The organism is Maribacter arenosus (assembly GCF_014610845.1).
In the GTDB taxonomy this organism is placed as follows: Bacteria; Bacteroidota; Bacteroidia; order Flavobacteriales; family Flavobacteriaceae; genus Maribacter_A; species Maribacter_A arenosus.
In genome coordinates, this window is record NZ_JABTCG010000003.1 from 319962 (window position 1) to 343042 (window position 23081).

Consider the following 23081-nt stretch of genomic DNA (forward strand, 5'->3'; position numbering starts at 1 on the left):
ATGGGAATAGGAAAACAACTAAAAATAAGTATTGCTGGTATTTTAACCGTATTTCTTTTTTCTTCATGTGGCGAAAAGAAAGTAATAGAAGATTCGGATAGAAACAGTGAAGCACAAGATGTGTTGGGCTATGTTAATCCGTTAATGGGAACTGATTCCGATTTTAGCCTATCGAACGGAAATACGTACCCTGCAATCGCTACCCCGTGGGGCATGAATTTCTGGACACCCATGACTTCGAAAATGGGAGATGGTTGGACGTATAAATACCATGATAAAAAAATCAGGGGAATAAAACAAACCCATCAACCTAGCCCTTGGATCAATGATTATGCGGCGTTTTCCTTAATGGCGGTCACAGGGGATTTAAAATATCAGGAAGATGAGCGGGAGTCTTATTTTTCACATAAGGCAGAAACCGTAAGGCCGGATTATTACAGTGTGTATTTGGCAGATTATGACGTAGTCGCCGAGGTGACGCCAACAGAGCGGGCCGCACATTTTAAATTCACCTTTCCAGAAGACCAATCTTATATTCTTTTAGATGGCTTTTTTAAAGGTTCTATGATCAAGATAATTCCAGAAGAAAGAAAGATAATCGGGTATTGTAGAAATAATAGTGGGGGAGTTCCTGAGAATTTCCATAACTACTTTGTAGCTGAATTCGATACTGATTTTGAATTGACACATACATGGGGCGACAAGTGGAAATTGAGTGAAAATTCAAAAGAAAATCAAGGTGACCATGTTGGGGCGATTGTTGGTTTTAAAACAAAAAGAGGTCAGGAAGTACATGTAAAAGTGGCCTCCTCATTTATTAGCCCAGAACAGGCCCAGTTGAATTTGGACCGTGAAATCGGAGCTGATAGTTTTAAGGTTACCAAGGAGAAGGCCACAAAGGCCTGGGAAAAAGAGCTCAGTAAAATTCAGATCGAAGATGATAACATAGATAATATAAGAACTTTTTATTCTTGTCTTTATCGCGTATTGTTATTTCCAAGAAAAATGTACGAATTGGATGAGTCCAACGAAATTGTACACTATAGCCCCTATAATGGTAAGGTTTTACCGGGATATATGTTCACCGATAACGGATTTTGGGACACCTTTAGAGCGGTATTCCCATTTTTTAATTTGATGTATCCTGAACAAAATGGCCATATCATGGAAGGTTTGGTAAACACGTATAAAGAATCGGGTTGGCTGCCAGAATGGGCGAGTCCAGGGCATAGGGATTGTATGATCGGTTCAAACTCATCACCGATTATAGCAGATGCCTTTTTAAAGGGAATCGATATGGGTGATACGGAGGTATTGCTTGAGGCCATGGTTAAAAACGCAACAACATCGGATAACAGACCATTATCAAATGGGAATGTGATTCGTTCCGTAGGTAGGGAAGGTATAGATTATTATAATAAATTGGGCTATGTACCATATGATGTAGGGATCAACGAAAATGCAGCCAGAACCTTGGAATATGCCTATGCCGATTTTACCATTGGGCAAATGGCCACGAAATTGGGTAAGACCGAATTGGCGAATACCTTTTACAAACGTTCTATGAATTATAAGAACCTATTTGATTCTTCGACAAAATGGATGAGGGGTAAAAATGAGGACGGAACTTTTCAAAGTCCGTTCAATCCTTTAAAATGGGGAGATGCATTTACGGAAGGAAATAGTATTCACTATACATGGTCCGTATTTCATGACATTAATGGCTTAATGGAATTAATGGGAGGAAAGAAGGACTTTGAAAACCAATTGGATGCCGTGTTCGATATGCCACCTGATTTTGATGATTCTTATTATGGGTTTACTATTCATGAAATTAGAGAAATGCAGATCATGAATATGGGTAATTATGCACATGGTAATCAGCCCATACAGCATATGATTTATTTGTACAACTATGCCAATGCCTCATACAAAACACAGGAAAAAATAAGAACGGTATTGACCAAATTGTATTCCGCTACTCCTGATGGATATTGTGGCGATGAAGATAATGGTCAAACATCGGCCTGGTATGTGTTCAGTTCTCTTGGTTTTTATCCGGTCACCCCTGGGGTAGATGAATATGTTATTGGAAGTCCTTTGTTCAAGAAAGCAAGTATTTATTTAGAAAACGGCAATCGATTTGAAATCACTGCTTTAGATAACAATAAGAAAAATGTTTATATAAAATCGGCAAGATTAAACGGAGCTGAGTATGACAAATCCTTTGTAAAGTATGCCGATATTCAGAATGGAGGGAAATTGCAGTTCACAATGGATGATCAACCAAATAAAGAGTGGGCAAGTGATGAATCTTCAGTGCCCTATTCCCTAAGTAATTCAAATTAGGTTTTGGGTTTAAAGGACTTTGGTGTTTAAGAAATTATAAGTTATAATATTATGAAAAACAGAGTATTACTGGTAATTTTCATATTAATTTTTGGGATTCTTTGTACATCGGTTATGGCTCAAAAACCTTCGGTTGATTATGTTAGCCAAAACACCTCTGAAGACCTCTATGGCGTAAGGTTTATTGAAGGTCAACATAATAGTAGTATGGGGACAGCCCCTATAAAATATAATTTGCCTTTTCAGGAACCTAAGGAATTCAGCGTCGAGGTTTTTAAAAATCAGCCAGTAAATTTTGGGGGTGTAACAGGTGATACCACCACCATAAAAAGGTTGCAAAATGGACGTGTTATTTATAGAAAAATAAAAGTCCCTATTTATAAAAAGGGAACCGATGTTTCGGTTAAGGTCAAACTTAGGTCCAATGGGGATAAATGGGATAAATCCGGCTCCTGTTTTGTAATTACGAATCCAGAACTCATAGATATTATCGATGTATCTTTAAGTAAGGAAAAGTTTCCTGAGAATTCCATTGTGAATAAGGGTTTTGGAGGGATTTTGAATACGGGTAATTACGTGCCGGCTGTAGAATTAATGCGCTTTATGTCCCCATTCGGTGTAGGGCATTATAGTGATGAAATTAAGTATCCCAACATTGAATACAATAGACCTGTCTATATCCCCAATTGGGAAGAAGAAGTAGTTTGGGAGAAGGATATCTCTGAACTGGAATCTGTGGTAACAGGAGATTTCTATATAGGAATATGGATAGATACCTGGACCCCCGAAGGATATTCCGTGGATGTATCGTTGAAATATTCAGGAAGGCCAAGACCTAAATTGAAAGTTATGCCTTTACTGAATACGGTGTATTATGTTGAAGGTCAAAAAATACCAGATTTCTTCGCCACCACTGCACTTGACTTGGATTTTACGACAATACGGGAATTGAGGAATGTGAAGTTGTATTATACAACAACTGGACATGGAGGTCATAGTGGAGGCGATGAATTTATAAAATTGAAAAACGAGGTGTTTTTTGATTCAAAATTGGTGTTAAGCAAAATCCCATGGCGGGATGATTGTGCCTCATTCAGAAGGTTTAACCCGTCTTCCGGGGTATGGACAAAAAAAGATTCTGCTTATGCTTACAATGAAAATTTTGAACGGGAATTTAAGGAAATTGAAGAACGTTTAGCTTCTTCTGACCTATCAAGGTCAAATTGGTGTCCCGGTTCCTTTGTGCTGCCCTTTGTGATTCCCTTGGGAGAACTCAAAGAGGGTTTACATAAACTACAAGTAAAAATACCTGGGACTGCGAATAAAAAGGACCAATTCAATCATTGGCTTGTTTCAGCATATATAACATACACAGAGTAACCTAATACGAAAATTCATTTAGGGTTTAAGAGATTAAAAATCAGGTAACATGCAGAATAGACTAACAATAGTATTTTTTTTGATTTTTAGTATTTGTTTTGCCCAAAAGGCCCCTGTTGAATATGTGAATCCTTTAATAGGTACCTCCAATTTCGGTACGACCAATCCTGGACCTATTGCCGTTCGCGGCATGGCGAATGTGTCCCCTTTTAATGTTGCGGGTCCCCAAAATTTACCGTTGGAGAAAGACAGTCGATGGCTGTCTACCCCTTATGTACATGAAAATACTTTTCTGACCGGTTTTAGCCATGTAAACCTCAGTGGTGTGGGTTGCCCTGAACTAGGGGTCATTTTAGCGATGCCTACCATAGGCGAAATCAACACGGATCACTTGGAGTATGGCAGTACGTATTCCGATGAAAAAAGTAAGGTAGGGTATTACTCCAATACCTTGGATAAGTACAAGATAAAGGTCGAAGCAACGGCCACGACTAGGGTCGGGGTCAGTAAGTATTCGTTTCCCGCAGGGGACGCCAATATTTTATTGAATTTGGGATTGGGCCTTACCAACGAACAAGGTGCCACGGTCAAAGTCGTATCAGCCACTGAAATCGAGGGAGTGCGTTCGGTGGGTTCTTTTTGTTATTACAAACCCGAAGAGGCCTATCCTGTCTATTTTGTAGCTCGGTTTTCAAGACCGGCAGATGAATTTGGGGTATGGAAAAAGCCTACAAAATATATGGGAGCGGAATCCCAATGGATGGGATATAATGGAAAGACCAGGGTTATGGAAGGTTTTACCAAAGAAGTTGTAGGGGATAGTATCGGGGCTTATATGCGGTATAAATTTGAAAGTCCAACACACGTGGAAATGAAAATAGGTATTTCTTATGTGAGTTTGGATAATGCTAGGGAAAATCTGGAAAAGGAAACATCGGATAAAACGTTCGATGAAATATTAGGTGATGCACAGGAAGAATGGAATCAATATCTCTCCAGAATTGAAGTGGAAGGCGGTACCGAAGAAGACAAGACCATATTTTATACGGCCTTGTACCATACTTTGATTCATCCTAGCACCCTGAACGATGTAAATGGGGACTATCCCAAGATGAAAACCAGGGAGACCTTGAAGACCAAAGGCACTCGGTACACCGTGTTTTCCTTATGGGATACCTATCGCAATTTGCACCAGTTGATGAGTTTGGTCTATCCCAAGCAACAATCGAACATGGTAAAAAGCATGCTTCAGATTTATGAGGAAAGCGGATGGCTTCCGAAATGGGAGTTGAATGCCACCGAAACGACCACAATGGTAGGTGATCCAGCAGGAATAATTATCACGGATACTTATTTAAAGGGGATACGGGATTTTGATGTAGAGAAAGCCTATCAGGCCATGCTTAAAAGCGCCGATCAAATAGAAGACAATCCATTGCGCCCTGGTTTAAAGGATTATATACATAAAGGGTATCTCACGACTAAAACGACCAATAGTGGTTCTGTTTCGACAACCCAGGAGTATAATATTGCGGATTATGCCATCGCCCAATTGGCAAAGGAAATGGGCGAACAGAGTGATTATAAGCGATTTCGTAAACGTTCAATTTCGTATCGTCACTTATTCGATAAAGAATTCAACCTTTTACGACCTAGGAACGATGATGGAAGTTGGTTAACCCCTTACAATCCTGAATCCGGTGCAAATTTCGAAAAAAATCTTGGGTTTATCGAAGGCAATGCTTGGCAGTATACCTTTATGGTGCCCCATGATATTGAGGGTTTGATGAAATTGATGGGTGGGCCTAAACCCTTTGTACAAAGGTTGCAGGATGTCTTTGATAAGAATCAATTTGATATGGCCAATGAACCGGATATCGCGTATCCTTATCTGTTTAATTATGTACAGGGAGAAGAGTATAGGACCCAAGAAATGGTTTCCGGACTATTGGATAAACATTTCAAAAACAGTCCGGATGGTATTCCAGGCAATGATGATACGGGAACCATGTCGGCCTGGGCTGTTTTTTCAATGATGGGGTTGTATCCTGTAAACCCAGCCGAACCCCTGTATGCTTTGACAAAACCTAAGTTTGACAAAATAACGATTCATTTGGATCTGGAATATTATAGGGGCCATAAGCTTGTGATAACTTCAAATTCTGCAGGCAACAAGAGGCCGATCCATAGCATTAGTGTTGATGGCAAGCCCCAAATGGGATATTTTATTACCCATAAGAAATTAGTGCATGCTTCGAGTATCCAAATCGATTAAAAATCGGATTTTGATGCAAAAACCAACTATGATTAGGGGGTATAAATATGATCATGTGATTAAGGGCCTACTTTTTTACGAAGTTGATCGGATGGCCTCATGCATACCTATAGTGTTCAAAGTCCGTTGTTTATGCTTTGGCAAACGCTCTACGTCTAATACATATTGGGGCTTCATATAATTTAAGTAGTTTTTAAATTTAAAATACGTTCTAATGAAAAAACTAGGAATTTACATTTTGCTTTCACTCGGTGTGATTTTGGCCTCTTCTTTCATCCTTCAGGAAAACAATGATACAAAGAACCAAAAGAAGGCACCGGTCGTAATGGCGTATTATGTGCCGGAGAAGGATTATCAGCCCGAGAAACTGCCCTTGCACCAATTGACCCATATTATTTATTCGTTCACTAATGTCATCGATGGAGAGATGAAATTCAGGGATGCCGAAAATGGGGAGAAACTTAAAAGTCTGGTTGCGCAGCGCAAAAATCATCCAGGTCTTAAGGTGATGATCGCCTGTGGTGGATGGGGAGCCGATGGGTTTTCCGATATGGCACATACTGCTGAAAATCGTAAGAAATTTGTTCAAAGCGTTCTGGATTTCAATGCGGAATATCAACTTGATGGTCTGGATATCGATTGGGAATATCCCGGAATACCTGCAGCCAACACGGGTGCCCGCCCAGAAGACAAGCAAAACTTCACCTTATTGATGAAAGAACTACGCGAAGGCTTGAATACTCTGGAAAGGGAACAGACCTTGACCTTTGCCTCTGCCGGATGGAAGCGATATTACGACCATGTTGAGATCAACGAAGTAATGAAACATGTTGATTATATGAATGTGATGACCTATGATCAGATTGGGGCAACTTCGCCCTATACCGGTCACCATACCGCTTTGGGTCTGATCGAACTCGAAGATATTAAGGATACACCTGCCGCAGTATTTATAGAAAGTAGGAGGGAAGAAATGAAAAAAAGAGGATATACCTATGAACCTAGGTCTGTAGAACGTATCGTGGAATTTTGTATCGACAATGGGGTTTCACCGCAACAGATCGTCATTGGGGCCGCTTTTTATGGTCGGGCTTGGAAAGGGGTTCCTCCGGATAATAATGGTCTTTATCAGGCAAATGGTGGTTCCTATATTGGCTGGAGCGCCTATCATCAGATTCGTAGGGAATTCGAATCAAATGGGAATTATAAGAGATACTGGGATCCCATCGCGGAAGCGCCGTATTTGTACAGTGCAACGGATAGTGTTTTTATCAGTTATGACGATACTGTTTCCGTTCGGTTAAAAACCAACTATGCCATTAAAAAGAAATTAGGGGGTATTATGTTCTGGGAATTGGGCAACGATACCAAAGATGAAGATAGTCTCTTGAAATCAATCTACGATGCATCCCATAAAGAATAATGGGTTTATAAAAGCGTAACCTATGAAATCAAAATTTTTAACATTACTCTGTATCTCATTAGTATTAGCTTCCTGTGGGGATAAAAAGCTCCAACTCGTTCATCAAGGGCAATCTGATTTTGAAATTGTTGTAAAGGGGGATGCCACTGACAGTGCATTTGAATCCGCTGGAATCTTGCAATCCTATATAAAAGGTATAAGTGGGGCCCAAATAAGCATTGTAGATGAAAGTTCGCAAAGTGCGGGGAAAGGAAAGATCTATATTGGAAATATTAATAATGAAGACCTTGATCAAAATCAGATCAAGATAAGTGTATCCAATGACCATCTTTTTATCAATGGGGGATCCGATGAGGCATTGAAAAATGCTGTTTATGAGTTTTTAGAGCGGTATTTGAATTGTAAATGGTACGCCCCGCATATTGAGGAATTGCCACAAAACACTTCCATCTCACTGCCTCTTACCCTTGACTATTCATATATTCCCGAGGTAACCACACGTACGGTACATTCCAGACTGTTTTATGAAAATAAGGACTATGCGGACCAACATAAAGTGACCTATGAAGCCTTTCCAAACTATGTGCCCATAGCTAGGGTGCATACTTTCCATCGATTTGTTCCTGAGGAAACGTACTATAAAACACATCCGGAATATTATGCCTGGCGGGGCGACAAGCGATTACCCACCCAATTGTGCCTTACCAATGCTACTGTTTTACAAATCGTCAAGGATTCTGTTAGGGCCTTGTTTAATAGATATCCTGAAGCATCAGTGATTTCGGTCAGTCAGGATGATAACCAACAATTTTGCCAATGTGAAAATTGTTCGAGAATCGATCAGGAAGAAGATAGTAATTCAGGGACAATGATTCGATTTGTGAACCAAGTAGCCGAGGCTTTTCCCGACAAGACCATCTCAACCTTGGCCTATCAGCATACCAGAAAACCCTGTAAGACGAAACCGGCTGCTAATGTACTCATAACATTATGCTCTATCGAATGTGACAGAAGTGGCCCCATAGATGAAAAATGTACCGATTTTGCCGATGATTTAAAAGGATGGGGAAAATTGACCAATAATATTAGAATATGGGACTATACGACCCAATTCACCAACTTTTTGGCGCCTTTTCCTAATATCCATACCCTAAAACCGAATATTGAACTGTTCAAGAATAATGGTGCTAAATGGATTTTTGAGCAGCATAGCAATAACCCTAGTGAACTGTTCGAGTTGCGATCCTACATTACCGCCAAGCTGCTTTGGGATCCCAATTTGGAGCTGGATGCCCTTTTAACCGAGTTCACGAATGGGTATTATAAGGCGGCCGGTACCTATATAAAACAATACGTTGACAAAATACATGCTGAATTAATGCAAGACCCCGAATTTTTCCTGTTTTTATATGGTGACCCTTCGCAGGCCTTTGATTCCTATTTGTCGGCAGACTTACTAAATGAGTATAGCAGGTTATTTGATAATGCCGAAAATGCTGTGGCCGACACACCAGAAATACTACAGCGGGTCAAAACCGCAAGGTTAGGTATAGACTATGCCGTTTTGGAAGCCTGTCGAAAAGGAATCGCAGAAGATCTGACCTTGGTCGTAAAGTCGGCCGATGAGGAAGTGCGGATAAATCCTATAGTAAATGGGATATTGAAAAAGTTTGAAGAAACCACAAAAGCCAACAAAATTACATTGATGAATGAAATGGGATTTACGGTCGAAGAGTATCTTGATTCGTACAGGAAGGCTTTGCAAGTGGCCATGCAACCGAATAAGGCTTTGAGAAAAAGTGTAACGCTTTTGACCAAGCCTAAGAAATATGCCAATGAGGATCCACAAGTTTTAACTGATGGCGCACTCGGGGGTAATGGGTTTTATGCCAATTGGTTGGGTTTTGAGGGCAATGACCTGGAGGCTATCGTAGACTTAGGTCACCTACAAAAGATCAATGAGGTAAATACTGCTTTTCTACAAGTTACGAATCATGTGGTTTTCTTTCCAACCCAAGTCACTTATTATGGGTCAAAGGATAGTCTGAATTTCACGAAACTAGGCACTGTGGAAAACAAATATCCTTTGAACAAGAACAGCAAGGTAAACGATATTCAATACTTTAACCTGAATGGCATAGATCAGGAATTCAGGTACTTAAAAATCATAGCCAGGAATTTGGGTACACCACCGTATTGGCATCATGCCGCAGGTACACCATCCTGGATATTTGCCGATGAGATTTTAATTAATTAGAAAATGCATAAATGAAAATCTTCACATTCATTAAAGTTATATTTTCAGTGGTAGTCTGTACCCTTCTATGGGTTCAAAATATGAACGCACAGGCCATTTACGAGGACGAGCGCTACGTTCCCGAGACAGATTCCTTGACCAATATCAAATTGGCGGAATGGCAAGACCTTAAATTCGGATTGTTGATGCACTGGGGTCCTTATAGTCAATGGGGCATTGTGGAGTCTTGGTCGATCTGCCCGGAGGATTATGGGTGGTGCGAAAGAAAGAAAGGAAGCAATCCCCAAGATTATTTCAGCTATAAAAAAGAATATGAAGATTTAAGAAAGACCTTCAATCCTATTGGGTTCAATCCCGAAAAATGGGCAAAAGCCGCAAAAAAGGCGGGCATGAAGTATGTTGTTTTTACTACAAAGCACCACGATGGATTCTCTATGTTCGATTCGAAGTATACCGATTATAAAATAACAGATTCGGAAACCCCTTTTTCAACGCACCCCAAAGCAAATATTACCAAAGAGATATTCAATGCCTTTAGAGGGCAGGGTTTATGGGCTGGGGCGTATTTCTCAAAACCGGATTGGCATCATCAAAATTATTGGGATCCATACTTTCCGCCTTTTGATCGAAATGTGAACTATGACCCCATGCACTATCCTGATAAATGGGAGAAATATGTGCAGTTTACACACAATCAGATCTTGGAACTGCTTACTGATTATGGGAAAGTCGATATTTTGTGGCTGGATGGGGGTTGGGTCAAAAAAAGATCGGATGAAAATATAGAACAGAATTATGCTGAAAAATTTAAGGAAAATACATCGGGAAATGGCTTTATTAAGCATCGGGACGTGAGCCAGGATATTAGAATGGATGAATTGGTAGAAAAGGCACGGGACAAGCAACCAGGGCTCATTGTGGTGGATAGGGCCGTACATGGAAAGAACCAAAATTACCTAACCCCAGAGAATCGAGTTCCTGAGAAGCCACTGCCTTACCCTTGGGAATCCTGTATTATTGCAGGAGGCGGTTGGTCTTATTCGTTTAATGCGAATTATATGACCGGGAGGGAAGCCATTCATACCTTAGTCGATATTGTGGCCAAAGGGGGGAACCTATTGCTTAACATTGCCCCAAGTCCTGAAGGGGATTGGGACGATGGCGCGTATGCACTCTTAGAGGAAATCGGTGATTGGATGAAGGTAAACGATGAAGCAATTTACGGTACTAAATCTATAGCCCCCTATAAATACGGTAATATCTGCATTACTTCAAAATCCGATGGATCAATTTACCTTATTTATTTAATAGAGGAGAATCAAAAAGCATTACCGTCCGAAATTGAAGTTCCTATCGTTGTCGGAAAAAAAGTAAAAGCTTCGATTTTAGGTATGCACGCCCAATTAAAATGGACAAGAAGAGATGACGGAATTACCATCAACCTTCCAGAAGATTTAAAATCAAGGTTATTAGGTAAAACGGCATTTGTAATCAAAATTAAATAGGTGTATAAGGAATTTACAAGCAATCAGGAATCAGACCAGCAAATATTCTCTATATCGAAGCTGTCTTTCCTAAAATTTTCAAATAATTAAGTTTCGGTAGAATTGTTCTTTAGCTTTTCAACTTCGTTATTGGTCGAAAACATTTCAAAATCAAGGGGCAAATGCCAACTTTAGTATATTAACATTATTTTAATAACTTTAAGGTAATTTTAATATTTAATGGATTCAAACAATAAACTAACAAAACTAAACTAGCATGAATCAAAAATTTAAGTATGTATTGTTGTTTGTTGCCTTGCTCTTTATTCAAGGAGCCATAGCACAAACCATTTCAGGTACGGTAACCGATAATTCCGGAGTGCCGTTGCCTAGTGTCAACGTGGTGGAGAAAGGTACTACTAATGGTACTTCCAGTGACTTTGACGGTAATTTTGAATTAAACGTTTCCAGTTCTACGGCAACGTTGGTGTTTTCATCCTTAGGCTTCGCAACAAAAGAAGTAGGGATAGCAGGTCAATCTAGCATCAATGTTTCCTTGGAAGAGGACGCTGAACAGCTTGGAGAGGTGGTGGTAACTTCTTTGGGTTTGACTAGAGAAAAAAAATCGCTAGGATATTCGGTTACTGAGCTCTCAGGGGAATCTGTTTCATTGGTAAAAGAATCTAACGTGGCCAGTTCACTTGCAGGTAAAGTGGCTGGAGTTGTGGTTACCAAATCAACTTCAGGAGCCGGTGGTGGTACTAGGGTTGTTATTCGTGGTAATAACTCATTAAATGGTAACAACCAGCCTTTATATGTAGTTGATGGTGTGCCCATTGATAACACTACTTTGGCAACAGCTGGTGCTGGTGAATTCAGTGTTCCTGATTTGGGTAATGGTATATCGGATATTAACTCAGACGACATTGAATCTATCTCTGTTCTTAAGGGGCCTAATGCTGCTGCTTTATATGGTTCAAGGGCTGCAAATGGGGTGATTATCATCACAACCAAAAAAGGAAAACTTGATAAAGGTTTGGGAATTAGTTTTAATTCCAGTGTGACTTTTGAGACACCTTTGGCTTTACCTGAATATCAAAACCAATATGGCAGAGGTACCGATGGTAATTTTCCTCAAGTCAATGCAAGCGATGACCTAGCAACTCAGGTTAATGCGGTTACAAGTACTTCATCTTGGGGGCCAAAGTTTGATGGTTCATCACATCTTGAGTTTAATGGACAGCAAAGGGCTTATAATGCACAACCTAATAACGTAAGCGATTTTTTTGAAACAGGTACTAGTTTGGTCAATACCATTTCATTGAATAGTGGTTCAGAAAACGCATCAGTACTTTTTTCATATACCAATACTGACATAGGTTCTATTCTGCCTAATTCAGAGGTTAAAAGAAATAACTTTAACTTAAGGGGTTTTGCAAATCTAAGCGACAGGATGACATTGGATGCAAAAATAACGTACTTCTTACAGGATGCAACCAATCGTCCTAACCAAGGAACTGAGGGTCTTATGGCGTATTTATGGCCATTGGCTAGAAATGTTGATATAAACGATTTAAAGGTTTACCAAAATATTGAAAACCCTATCGATCCAAATAATATCTATAAAGAGATTGCCCCGACCGCATCTGGGGGAAATCCATATTGGATGCTATATAATAATAGCAATAGTGATTCTAGAAAACGTATTTCTGGTTTTGCGAAACTCGACTATAAATTTACTGACTGGTTATCAGCTTTTGTTCGTGTTGGTACAGACGCGATTAGTCAAGATACAAAGAGTGTTATTGCTACTGGATATCACTTTTTTAGTGGCGGAAGAATAGGGTTTGGCCAAAATGATAGAACTGAAACAAACTACGATGCTTTATTGATGTTCAATAAGTACTTGGGCGAAAAGTTTAGTGTAGGTGTCAACGTAGGTGGTAACATGAGGCATTCGACTAATATTAGTTCTGGAGCAAATGGAAGGGATTTTAAGATTCCAGGAAAATACTTTTTAAATAATACAGATGGAACACAAATAGAAGCCAGTCAATCAGACTTAATAGAAAAGAGAGTAAACTCGTTATATGGTTCTGCCTCTTTTGGCTATAATGACATGTTGTTCTTGGATGTTACAGGTAGAAATGACTGGTCGTCTGCATTAGCTGCCGAAAACAGATCTTATTTTTATAGTTCAGTAGGCTTAAGTGTATTGTTGAATAATATATTCGATATGGGCCCTAATGTAAACTTGTTAAAATTAAGGGGTAGCACAGCAAACGTGGGTAATGATACCGATCCACTTCAGATTGTAAATCTTTTCAGTGTTGCGGCTAATGGTTACTTAGGTAATGTATCCGTTAGTAGGCCAAATATCAAGTTTAGTGAGAGTCTTCGTCCTGAGGATATCAACACCACTGAATTTGGTTTGGAATTCAAATTATTCGGAAACAGATTGTACGGGGACTTCTCTTATTATGATATATCTACTAAAGATTTAATCTTTGATGTGCCTGTCGATCCTGGAACTGGTTATAGTAATTTTAGGGAGAACATTGGTGAAATTACGAACAAAGGTTATGAGGTGTTGCTTGGAGGAACTCCAGTAAAAACGGATAACTTCACTTGGGACATTTCGGCGAATATTTCTAAAAATGAAAACAAGCTTGTTAGTCTAATTGAAGGTCAGGAGAACTTCAACTTTAGCTCAAGTAATGGTGGAATCGTGGATGTACGCGCACAAGTAGGTGGAGGTTATGGAGATATCTACACCACCACATGGAAGCGGAATGATGCTGGGCAATTGATTTTAACGGCAGAAGGTCGCCCACAGGCCACATCGGAACGCGAAAAATTCGGGAATTATCAACCTGATTTTTCCGGAGGATTGACCAATACTTTTAGATATAAGGACTTTTCGTTAAATACATTGATAGATTGTAGAATTGGTGGGGAGGTATTTTCATTTACGGATTCTGGTCTAGATGCAACTGGTGTTTCAAAGAGGTCATTGGAATTTCGCGAAGGTGGAGTTTTGGTAGATGGTGTTATTGATGATGGTAGTGGTAATTTCTCTGCGAATACTGTGACAATCAGTGCACAGGATTACTGGGGAGCTGTCAGCAATATTGGATCAGAGTATGTTTATGATCAGACCAATGTTAGATTAAGAGAGTTGAGTTTAACATACAATTTGCCACAAAAATTCTTGAAGGACACATTTGTTCGAAGAGTATCCTTTAGTGCTATAGGAAGGAATTTATTATTTTTATACAAAAACGTTGATAACTTTGATCCGGAGTCTAGTTACTCTACTTCCAATTTTGGACAAGGTGTTCTATTTTATGCCTTGCCAACAACGAAAAGTTATGGGTTGAGTTTAAATGTTAACTTTTAAAAAAAAAGAAATTATGAAAAAAATTAATTTAATGCTATATGGCCTATTTAGTTTGTTCTTGGTCATTTCTTGTACGGAGGATTTTGATGAAATAAACACCAGTCAAACAGGTTTTACGGCTGATGAAGTAAGTGCTAAGTTCTTTTTGACAAGTACACAAGTAGGTCTATATGCACCAGGTCGTTTTGAATATTGGAGAGCACATTTAATTCATACTGATAGGTTTGCTGGTCATTTTACTTTCGGCCATAATGCCTCTTGGTGGGGAGATAATCTTGGTTATGATTATAATGCCGGCTATACTGATGCAGCTTATGGTTGGTTAGCTGGGCGATTTGGCAGTATTAAATCTTTCGGAGATCTAACTAAACCTGGGGGAGAGTTTGAAAATCAATATATGTATGCCATGTCATTGATTATGAAAGGATTGTATTATCAAATGTATACTGAAACTTTTGGTATGGTACCCTATAGTGAAGCAGGGGTAGATGGGATTCTAACTCCTAAATATGATACCCAGAAGGATATTTATAAGGGTATCATTGCTGATTTGGATGAAGCAATGGCCTTGATAGGCTCCGCTGAAACCAGCGGTGTAGGTGTAGATGATGCTGGCTCGAATGATATTTATTGTGGAGGTGACATGCAACAATGGAAAAGATTGGCCAACACTTTGAAACTCCGAATTGGAATGAGGGCCCTTAACGCTCCTGGTGATGATTTTGCGGCTAGTACCATAGCAGCAGCCTTGGCAGCCCCATTATTGGACAATGCTTCAGGTAGTGTTGTAATGAAGAAAGATTTAGTGATTAGTGAGTGGAGTTCTGCCGCTTATGGTGATATTTGGCATGATTTCGGGACTGGTGGGGCCGCTAACTGGACAATAGGAGCAACTCTAATGAATATTTTAAAAGACAATAATGACCCCCGACTGACGGCTTATACCATACCGGCAAAAGGTGGTACATTCGTTTTTACCGACGATGGTTCTGATGTAAACTTTCAAGAAAGACTCGACTTCATAGTCGCCGCCTTGGACAGAGCGAATGCAGAATATACAATATCCACATCTGGTGCCGACACAACCATTGAGATGGGCGCTGGGCAATATGTTGGACAACCATCAAGAATAAATGGGGATACATATCCATATGTTCGATATGACCTGTTTAGTCTACCTTCTGAATTTGTTACCAAAAAAAGAGGTCAGCAAGTAGATACGTACCCTGAAATAATTCTTACAAGTGCTGAATCATATTTCTTGCAGGCAGAAGTTGCGGTTAGAGGAATGTCCGGAGGAGATGCCCAAACGCTGTTCGCTGCTGGAATAAAGGAAGCAATGGCAATATGGGGAATTTCTGGCGGAGACGCCGATGCTTATATCACAAGTCAGGCAATTGCTGACATTTCAACAGGAACTATGGACGAAAAATTGGAAAAAATCGCAATTCAAAGATGGTTGGCAAGTTACACCGATGGGTTTGAGGCATGGGCCGTGGTACGGGATACAGGCTACCCTTCTGAATTGGCTGCTGGCGTTTCAAATCAGACTATTTTTGCACTTGGTACGCTTAACGGTTTATATCCACAGCGCTTGCGTTATGGATCTGGAGCCCAAGAGAATCCTAATTTCAATGCTGCGTTAGATGCGCAAGGACCAGATGTTCAGGGTACTACACTATGGTTTGCCCAATAATAATTTTCATTTTTACAATATTCTAAGAACGTTGTAAATCTGATTTAGTTAGTAAAGGAAGGTTAGTCACCTTCCTTTATTAATTTATTTGAGACGATTTGTGGCAATTACATATTTAGCAAATTGGCAATAATATATTGTTACAAAACAAAAATACAAGCTAATTGATATAGCTTGAATATTGATTTTTATGAGACCCTGACAAGATTACATTTGGTTTTCTTTTCGGCCTCTAAATTGAAATTGGCAATCCACGGACTGTCGTCCTGGTTCTTCATGTTGTTACAGGGCTTCAAGCATTCGCTTGGCCTTTCCACAAAATAAAGAACCACGTCTGAACGAAGACGTGGTTTTCCGAGTGTTGTGATCCTGACAAGATTCGAACTTGTAACCTTCTGATTCGTAGTCAGATGCGCTATCCAGTTGCGCCACAGGACCTTATACTAAAACAAAGTGTTCAGGTTTCTACAGCACCGATGTCTCGGCGAATCCTGAAACCCTGTCTGCCGACTGGCAGGCTTCTAAGCCGTAATCATATACATTTTCTATCATGCTACGAGGCTTTTTATAGGGCTGCAAATATATTTCTTTTTAACTTTACCACAAAATAAAGGTGACCTTATAAAGTTAAAAAGCAGAGGGGTTCATTTATTTAATATTGGATCAATTTAGAATAGTAATCAAATGCAAAGAGCAATAGTAATAATAGTCTCAATTTTATTCTTTTCATCATGTGGAAACAAAGTGAATGAATCCAATTTTCTTTTTGAGGAATTGAATAGCGATCATACCAATATAGATTTTCAAAACATTATTCCTGAAAATGAGTTGACGAATTCTTTTGTTTATGAATATGTTTATAATGGCGGTGGTGTTGCTATCGGAGATGTTAATAATGATGGTCTTAACGATATTTATTTTACTTCAAACCTAGGCGATAATGCATTGTATTTGAACCAAGGTAATCTCCAATTTGAAAATATAACCAAAGAATCAGGAACTAAAGGAAAACATGGTTGGACAACGGGAACCAATATGGTTGATATCAATAATGATGGCTTATTGGATATATACGTTTGTAAATCTGGACCTTATGAAAAGCGGGAACTACTAGTAAATGAACTATATGTGAATCAAGGGGAAGATAATAACGGAATCCCTACATTTAAGGAGTCTGCTCGCGAATTTGGATTGGATGATCCAAGTAATTCTATTCAATCTGCCTTTTTGGATTTTGATCGTGATGGTGATTTGGATATGTTTCTAATGAATCATAATCCCCAGACATTTAGTAATGGTACGACGGAAACCTTTTCCCCGCTCGGCGATAAGTTTTTTATTAATAACAACGGTAAATACGAGAATATTACGAAACAAGTTGGTATTTTTTCCAATTCTATTTCTTATGGTCTAGGTGTCGGCGTTAGTGATTTGAATCAAGATGGTTGGCCAGATGTTTATATTTCCAATGATTATGACGAACCTGATTATATGTATATCAATCAACAGGACGGTACATTTAAAGAAGTAATCAAAAAAGCAACTAACCACATTCCAAATTTTTCAATGGGGAATGATATTGCGGATTTTGATAATGACGGTTTTGTCGATATTATGACTTTAGATATGGTTTCGGAAGATAATTATGGTATGAAAACGAGTATGGCTAGCATGAATCCGGAAAAATTCAATAACAATGTTATGGCAGGCAAGCATTATCAGTATATGTACAACACTTTTCTGAAGCATAGTACCTATATAGATTCTGTTGGCATTCCTTTTTTTTCTGATGTAGCACAAATCACAGGGGTGTCAAATACTGATTGGAGCTGGGCTCCTTTATTAGCCGATTTTGACAATGATGGCCTCAAGGATTTGTTTATTACCAATGGTATAAAAAGGGATTTCAGAAATAAGGATTTCTTTGCTAGTATGCAGGCTTTTAGAAGGGAAAATGCTGATGCAATGTCAAATCCAAAAAAGATAAATTCACTTATTGAAAGAACACCTAAAAGGCCACACAAAAATTATTTTTATAAAAATAATGGTTTATTAAATTTTTCCAACGAATCTGATAATTGGTTAGAAAATCCTCGAAAAACCTATTCGAATGGGGCTGCCTACGCAGATTTGGATAACGATGGGGATTTGGATCTCGTAATTAACAATATTGACGAAAAAGCGTCCATATTAAAAAACAATACCAACGTAAACGATCAAAATTTCATTCAATTAGCTTTTAATGGAAATACGAAAAACACGAAAGGTGTAGGGGTTAAAATAATTGCATTCAGCAAAAATGGTAAACAAGTATTTGAGAATTTCAGTGTAAGAGGTTATCAATCCTCAGTACCTCCTGAAATACACATAGGTTTAGGTAAGCAGACTATATTAGATTCTGTGTTGGTTTTTTGGCCAGAAGGTGGTTTTCATAAGGAATTGAATTTATCTGCAAATAAAAAGCATACCATATCCTATGTGGTCAATGAACTTGAAGAATGTCATAGGACTATTAAAAAGAAAATATTCATACAAAGTACTTTATTGAATACAATTATTCATAAGGAAAATGATTATAATGATTATTTAGAACAAGTTTTGTTGCCCCATAAAATGTCACATTTTGGCCCAGCACTGGCTGTAGGGGATGTAAATGCTGATGGTAAAGAAGATCTTTACTTTGGTCAAAGTTCAGGCGAGACTTCTGTTATTTATACCCAGCAAGACAATGGCACATTTAAGGAATATTTTTCTTTTGGGAATGACGCTATTTTCGAAGATGTAGATGCAAGTTTTTTTGATTTTGACAATGATGGTGATTTGGATTTATATGTTGCAAGCGGAGGTAATGAATTTGAATCTAATTCACCAAATTATACCGATAGATTATATGAAAACAGAAAAGGAAAGTTCATAAAAAGACCAGATCTGCTTCCATCAGGGTTAAATGGTAGCAGTTCAAGGGTGAAAATCCAGGATTATAATAATGATGGTTTTATGGATGTTTTTATTGGTGGCAGACATATGCCTCATGACTATCCTGCTCCTGCCAATAGTCATATTCTTCAGAATAAGAAGGGTTTTTTCAAGGATGTTACTAATGAAATAGCACCAGAACTCAATGAGATAGGTTTGGTCACCGATGCAATATGGACCGATTTTGATGTAGATGGGGATATGGATTTATGTCTGGTTGGGGAATGGATGAAACCTACTTTTTTCAAAAATACAAATGGTTTCTTTGAGAAATTAAATCCTAAAATATTGGATAGTCTTTCAGGATGGTATTTTACAGTTGAATCCTTTGATTTTGATTCGGACGGGGATGATGATTATGTGTTAGGAAATCTTGGCGATAATTATAAATATAAGGCCAATTCATCAGAACCATTTGAGGTGTATTATGGTGATTTTGACGAAAATGGCAAGCGCGACTTGGTATTGGGATATTATAATTTTGGTGAATTATATCCAGTACGCGGTAGGGAATGTTCCTCACAACAAATGCCAAGTATTAAGAAAATAACACCTACTTATGATGAATTTGGAAAATCGACACTTTTGGATATATACGGTAATCGCAATTTGGAAAGGGCATTACATTTGAAGGCCTTTAATTTTAAAAGTGGGATCCTAAAGAATAATCGAAATGCCGATTTTGAATTTATCCCTTTGCCCCAAGAATCGCAATTGTCATCTATTAATGCGATACTATTCAAAGATTTAGATCAAAATGGAACCCAAGATTTGATTTTGGCAGGTAACTTATTTGCTTCAGAAATTGAAACACCTAGGAATGATGCTGGTTATGGTATGGTCTTATCCAATAATGGTGATTTTAAGTTAGAACCCATTAATGCCAATGATAGTGGATTATTTTTGCCTACTGATGTAAAAGTATTACAAATCATAACTATTAATGAGGAACAGTATGTGGTTGCTGGCAACAATAATAATTATGTTAGGTTGTTCCGAATAAACCGATTCAAATGAATTTAAAAACCTTCATACTTGATGTTCCCGACTTTCCAACAAAGGGTGTCATATTTCGGGATATTACCCCTCTTTTGAAAAATTCTAAGGCATTGCGATTTACCGAAAATGCTCTTTTGGAACTTTTGGGCAATGTCAAAATTGATAAAGTAGTGGGTATGGAGAGTAGGGGGTTCTTTTTCGCACCTATGTTAGCTGCTAAATTAAATGCCGGCTTTGTGCCGGTTCGTAAATCAGGAAAGCTGCCTGGCAAAACTATTCAACAATATTATGACTTGGAATATGGTACAGATGCCTTGGAGATACATTTTGATAGTATTATAAAAGGGGATAAGGTCTTGGTTCACGATGATGTTTTGGCAACAGGGGGTACTGCCCAAGCAACTTGTAGGTTAATTGAAAAAATGGGTGGTGAAATTGTGCAATGCAATTTTCTTTTGGAACTGGATTTTCTTGGTGGAAAAGAGAAGCTCTTAAACTATCAGGTGAAGTCTTTACTGCATTATTGATTGAGTGCCCTCGTTGTCACATAATAGCGCCACCCGATAAGGGCCAATTGGATCTTCGAAGCTTTTGCTAGGTCCAATCCTTGTTTTGTGAATGAGGGTAAAATTGCTTTATTGATCTTCGCAAGAAGTTTAAAAAATGATGTTCCCATGGCATCGCGATTATTTCAAATGTATTAAAAAACCCCAACGAAATTATCAGGGTCTTATAAATACTTTGTTAGTATATGATTATTCTTTTTTGATGGTAATTTCCACTACTCCGTTTTTACCTTTATCACCATATTTCTTAGCGGCCATCTCGCCTTTAAGTACGTTCATCGACTCGATATTCGAAGGATCGAGTTTTTCTATCTCATTTTCTTCCACTTCTTTATCATTGATTATGAAAAGGGGCTTTTCGTCCCCTTCACTTTTCATTATGAACACCTTTTTGTTCTCTCCATCCTCTATTTCCATAATATCCATATCTTCATCTTCATCATCGGTTGACATTTTCATTATGAATATATTTTCATCTTTGTCCCCTTTCGATTTCTTTATTTTGATGTGTTTTTCATGAAGTCCATCTTCCTTTTTCATTTTGTCGAATTCCTTGCGGCTGATTTCTTTACCATTGACTTTTATAGTTTCCTTTCCGTTTTCATCTATTATTTCAATTCTCCTATGTTCGACGTCATCGACGCCATCACCATCAGCTTCTACCCATATCATCCTATCATCATCTTCATCAACCTCTATAAGCACCTTCTTGCGTTTTTTGCTCGGCATGTTGACTTTGCTTCCCATTGATATACTATTGGTTTCTTTATCGTAAATAATATGAACTGGATCAATACCTTCATCCCCATTACTGAAACTAGAGGAGCTACGAATTATTTTTCCATCATCATTGGTTGTGGCGAAATCCACGGAAATCTCAATGATTTCTTTTTTGGAATTATGGACCACGGTATAAGAGAAATCGATTCCCTTTTTAGCAAGGTCTTTTTTTAGGTCAATTAATTCCTTGTCGGTGGTGTTCTTATCTATCCTAATTTCGATGAGCTGTGGATTTTGAACCGAATTGGATGGTGTCGCCAATGTGGGTTTCATAGGAACATAAACTTCCTTGGTGTTAAAACTGACTAAAAAAATGGCTAAAGCCGGCAGAATGAAAGCCACCTTTAAAATATTCCGTTTGTTCGATTTTGATTTGTTTAGCATGACTATTCGCTTTTTGATTAATGAATTATAAAAATTATTGACAATTGGGGTGTAGAATTGATTCGCCGATACTTTTAATAGGGCATATTGGTAATTTTTAATCGATGGCACTTCTTCGGTGGCCTTTGCATCGGCTAAAAATTCGAGGTTTTGTTTTATGTTGGATTGGTACAACCAACTAAACGGATTTATCCAAGTGAATATGGCCGTGAGATGTGACAGTAATACATCCAAGGAATGCCATTGTGAACTATGGGCTTTTTCATGTTTTAGAATGGCCGTTAATTCACTTCGGGAATAAAGGTTGGGGTTGTAAAAAATATAATTGAAAAAAGAAAACGGGGCAATGTTCTTATGGGTTTCCACATGGTAAAACCTACCTTGCTTTTTTGTTTTATTACTTTTTATCAATTTATAAAGCGATAGTATTTGGATAATGAACTTCGTTGTGAAAATGCCCAGTCCCAAGATATAAATGGTAAAGATCATATCAATCATATTCCAATCGGGAGTCGTAACCGGTACACCAACCAATGACGATTCGCTAAGGGTGTAATTCAAAGGCAAAGCCGCGATTTCAACATAATTGGTAATAGTAACAAAAGGCAATGTCAATGCAGTCACAATACCTACCATTAGAAAATGGCGGTTTACGTAGTAAAAGGTTTCCTTTTTTAGAAATAATTGATAGGCCAAATAAAATATGGCAAGAACCCCAGAAGCCTTCAATAAATAAATTAAAAGTGCATCCATTATTTTTTCTTTTCTATTAGGTCGATTATTTCCCTCAATTCATCAGCAGAGATTTTCTCTTCCTTGGCAAAAAATGAGACCATGCTTTTGTAGGAGTTGTCATAATACGCTGCAAGAGTAGAATTAATATATTTTTTGCGATAGTCTTCTTTCGATATTAGTGGATAATAACGGTGGGTATTTCCAAATGCCTCATGTCCAACATAGTTCTTTTCCTCTAAATTCCTTATTATGGTCGACATGGTGTTGTAATGAGGCTTGACACCCTTCATTTTAGCAAGAATATCCTTTACAAAGGCTTTTTCCAACTTCCATAGAATTTTCATTACCAGTTCTTCTTTGTTCGTAAGTTTTTGCAT

The 23081-nt window shown here is 38.4% G+C and carries 13 protein-coding genes and 1 tRNA gene; 10 read left to right on the forward strand and 4 right to left on the reverse strand.

Annotation, left to right across the window (positions count from 1 at the left end):
* From HPE63_RS09480 to HPE63_RS09515, 8 genes are all read left to right on the forward strand, one after another.
* Positions 1-2349, forward strand: a complete 2349-nt coding sequence (locus HPE63_RS09480; protein WP_188314029.1) for a GH92 family glycosyl hydrolase — start codon at positions 1-3, stop codon at positions 2347-2349.
* A gap of 51 nt (positions 2350-2400) precedes the next feature.
* On the forward strand, positions 2401-3729 hold the full coding sequence (locus HPE63_RS09485) for a PNGase F N-terminal domain-containing protein (RefSeq protein WP_223198107.1): 1329 nt from the start codon (positions 2401-2403) through the stop codon (positions 3727-3729).
* A gap of 49 nt (positions 3730-3778) precedes the next feature.
* Positions 3779-6004, forward strand: coding sequence for a GH92 family glycosyl hydrolase (locus HPE63_RS09490; protein ID WP_188314030.1), 2226 nt, complete (start codon positions 3779-3781; stop codon positions 6002-6004).
* 214 nt (positions 6005-6218) lie between these two features.
* Positions 6219-7427 (forward strand): glycoside hydrolase family 18 protein, encoded by a 1209-nt coding sequence (locus HPE63_RS09495; RefSeq protein ID WP_188314031.1) that lies wholly within the window; start codon positions 6219-6221, stop codon positions 7425-7427.
* Between the two features lie 22 nt (positions 7428-7449).
* Positions 7450-9684 (forward strand): DUF4838 domain-containing protein, encoded by a 2235-nt coding sequence (locus HPE63_RS09500; protein ID WP_188314032.1) that lies wholly within the window; start codon positions 7450-7452, stop codon positions 9682-9684.
* 11 nt (positions 9685-9695) lie between these two features.
* The gene (locus tag HPE63_RS09505) at positions 9696-11189 is read left to right on the forward strand and encodes an alpha-L-fucosidase (protein WP_188314033.1); all 1494 of its coding nucleotides are present in this window, start codon (positions 9696-9698) and stop codon (positions 11187-11189) included.
* A gap of 256 nt (positions 11190-11445) precedes the next feature.
* Positions 11446-14568: a SusC/RagA family TonB-linked outer membrane protein gene (locus HPE63_RS09510; RefSeq protein ID WP_188314034.1), complete on the forward strand. Its 3123-nt coding sequence runs from the start codon at positions 11446-11448 to the stop codon at positions 14566-14568.
* Between the two features lie 13 nt (positions 14569-14581).
* Positions 14582-16264, forward strand: coding sequence for a SusD/RagB family nutrient-binding outer membrane lipoprotein (locus HPE63_RS09515; protein WP_188314035.1), 1683 nt, complete (start codon positions 14582-14584; stop codon positions 16262-16264).
* A 364-nt stretch (positions 16265-16628) separates the two neighbouring features.
* Here HPE63_RS09515 and HPE63_RS09520 read toward each other — a convergent pair.
* Positions 16629-16702 (reverse strand) — tRNA-Arg (locus tag HPE63_RS09520).
* A 246-nt stretch (positions 16703-16948) separates the two neighbouring features.
* Between HPE63_RS09520 and HPE63_RS09525 the strand changes: the two genes are divergently transcribed.
* Together HPE63_RS09525 and HPE63_RS09530 are read left to right on the forward strand one after the other, a co-directional pair.
* Entirely contained in the window at positions 16949-20257 is a 3309-nt protein-coding gene (locus tag HPE63_RS09525) for a VCBS repeat-containing protein (RefSeq protein WP_188314036.1), read from the forward strand.
* The gene (locus HPE63_RS09530) at positions 20254-20766 is read left to right on the forward strand and encodes an adenine phosphoribosyltransferase (RefSeq protein WP_188314037.1); all 513 of its coding nucleotides are present in this window, start codon (positions 20254-20256) and stop codon (positions 20764-20766) included. Before HPE63_RS09525 ends, HPE63_RS09530 begins: the two co-directional genes overlap by 4 nt.
* Here the strand turns inward: HPE63_RS09530 and HPE63_RS09535 are convergent.
* The 3 genes from HPE63_RS09535 to HPE63_RS09545 all read right to left on the reverse strand — a co-directional run bounded on the left by HPE63_RS09535 (position 20760) and on the right by HPE63_RS09545 (position 23081).
* The gene (locus HPE63_RS09535) at positions 20760-20915 is read right to left on the reverse strand and encodes an SsrA-binding protein (RefSeq protein ID WP_188314038.1); all 156 of its coding nucleotides are present in this window, start codon (positions 20913-20915) and stop codon (positions 20760-20762) included. The genes HPE63_RS09530 and HPE63_RS09535 overlap by 7 nt on opposite strands.
* Positions 20916-20994: 79 nt before the next feature.
* Complete coding sequence (locus HPE63_RS09540) at positions 20995-22722, reverse strand: M56 family metallopeptidase (protein ID WP_188314039.1); 1728 nt, start codon at positions 22720-22722, stop codon at positions 20995-20997.
* Positions 22722-23081 carry a BlaI/MecI/CopY family transcriptional regulator gene (locus tag HPE63_RS09545; protein ID WP_188314040.1) on the reverse strand — a complete coding sequence of 120 codons (360 nt, stop codon included), beginning with the start codon at positions 23079-23081 and terminating at the stop codon, positions 22722-22724. Before HPE63_RS09545 ends, HPE63_RS09540 begins: the two co-directional genes overlap by 1 nt.

Coding starts and splice junctions, on each gene's coding strand:
- HPE63_RS09480 (WP_188314029.1), top strand. CDS start 1: ATGGGAATAGGAAAACAACTAAAAATAAGTATTGCTGGTATTTTAACC.
- HPE63_RS09490 (WP_188314030.1), top strand. CDS start 3,779: ATGCAGAATAGACTAACAATAGTATTTTTTTTGATTTTTAGTATTTGT.
- HPE63_RS09485 (WP_223198107.1), top strand. CDS start 2,401: ATGAAAAACAGAGTATTACTGGTAATTTTCATATTAATTTTTGGGATT.
- HPE63_RS09495 (WP_188314031.1), top strand. CDS start 6,219: ATGAAAAAACTAGGAATTTACATTTTGCTTTCACTCGGTGTGATTTTG.
- HPE63_RS09510 (WP_188314034.1), top strand. CDS start 11,446: ATGAATCAAAAATTTAAGTATGTATTGTTGTTTGTTGCCTTGCTCTTT.
- HPE63_RS09505 (WP_188314033.1), top strand. CDS start 9,696: ATGAAAATCTTCACATTCATTAAAGTTATATTTTCAGTGGTAGTCTGT.
- HPE63_RS09525 (WP_188314036.1), top strand. CDS start 16,949: ATGCAAAGAGCAATAGTAATAATAGTCTCAATTTTATTCTTTTCATCA.
- HPE63_RS09535 (WP_188314038.1), bottom strand. CDS start 20,915: ATGGGAACATCATTTTTTAAACTTCTTGCGAAGATCAATAAAGCAATT.
- HPE63_RS09500 (WP_188314032.1), top strand. CDS start 7,450: ATGAAATCAAAATTTTTAACATTACTCTGTATCTCATTAGTATTAGCT.
- HPE63_RS09530 (WP_188314037.1), top strand. CDS start 20,254: ATGAATTTAAAAACCTTCATACTTGATGTTCCCGACTTTCCAACAAAG.
- HPE63_RS09515 (WP_188314035.1), top strand. CDS start 14,582: ATGAAAAAAATTAATTTAATGCTATATGGCCTATTTAGTTTGTTCTTG.
- HPE63_RS09545 (WP_188314040.1), bottom strand. CDS start 23,081: ATGCAAAAACTTACGAACAAAGAAGAACTGGTAATGAAAATTCTATGG.
- HPE63_RS09540 (WP_188314039.1), bottom strand. CDS start 22,722: ATGGATGCACTTTTAATTTATTTATTGAAGGCTTCTGGGGTTCTTGCC.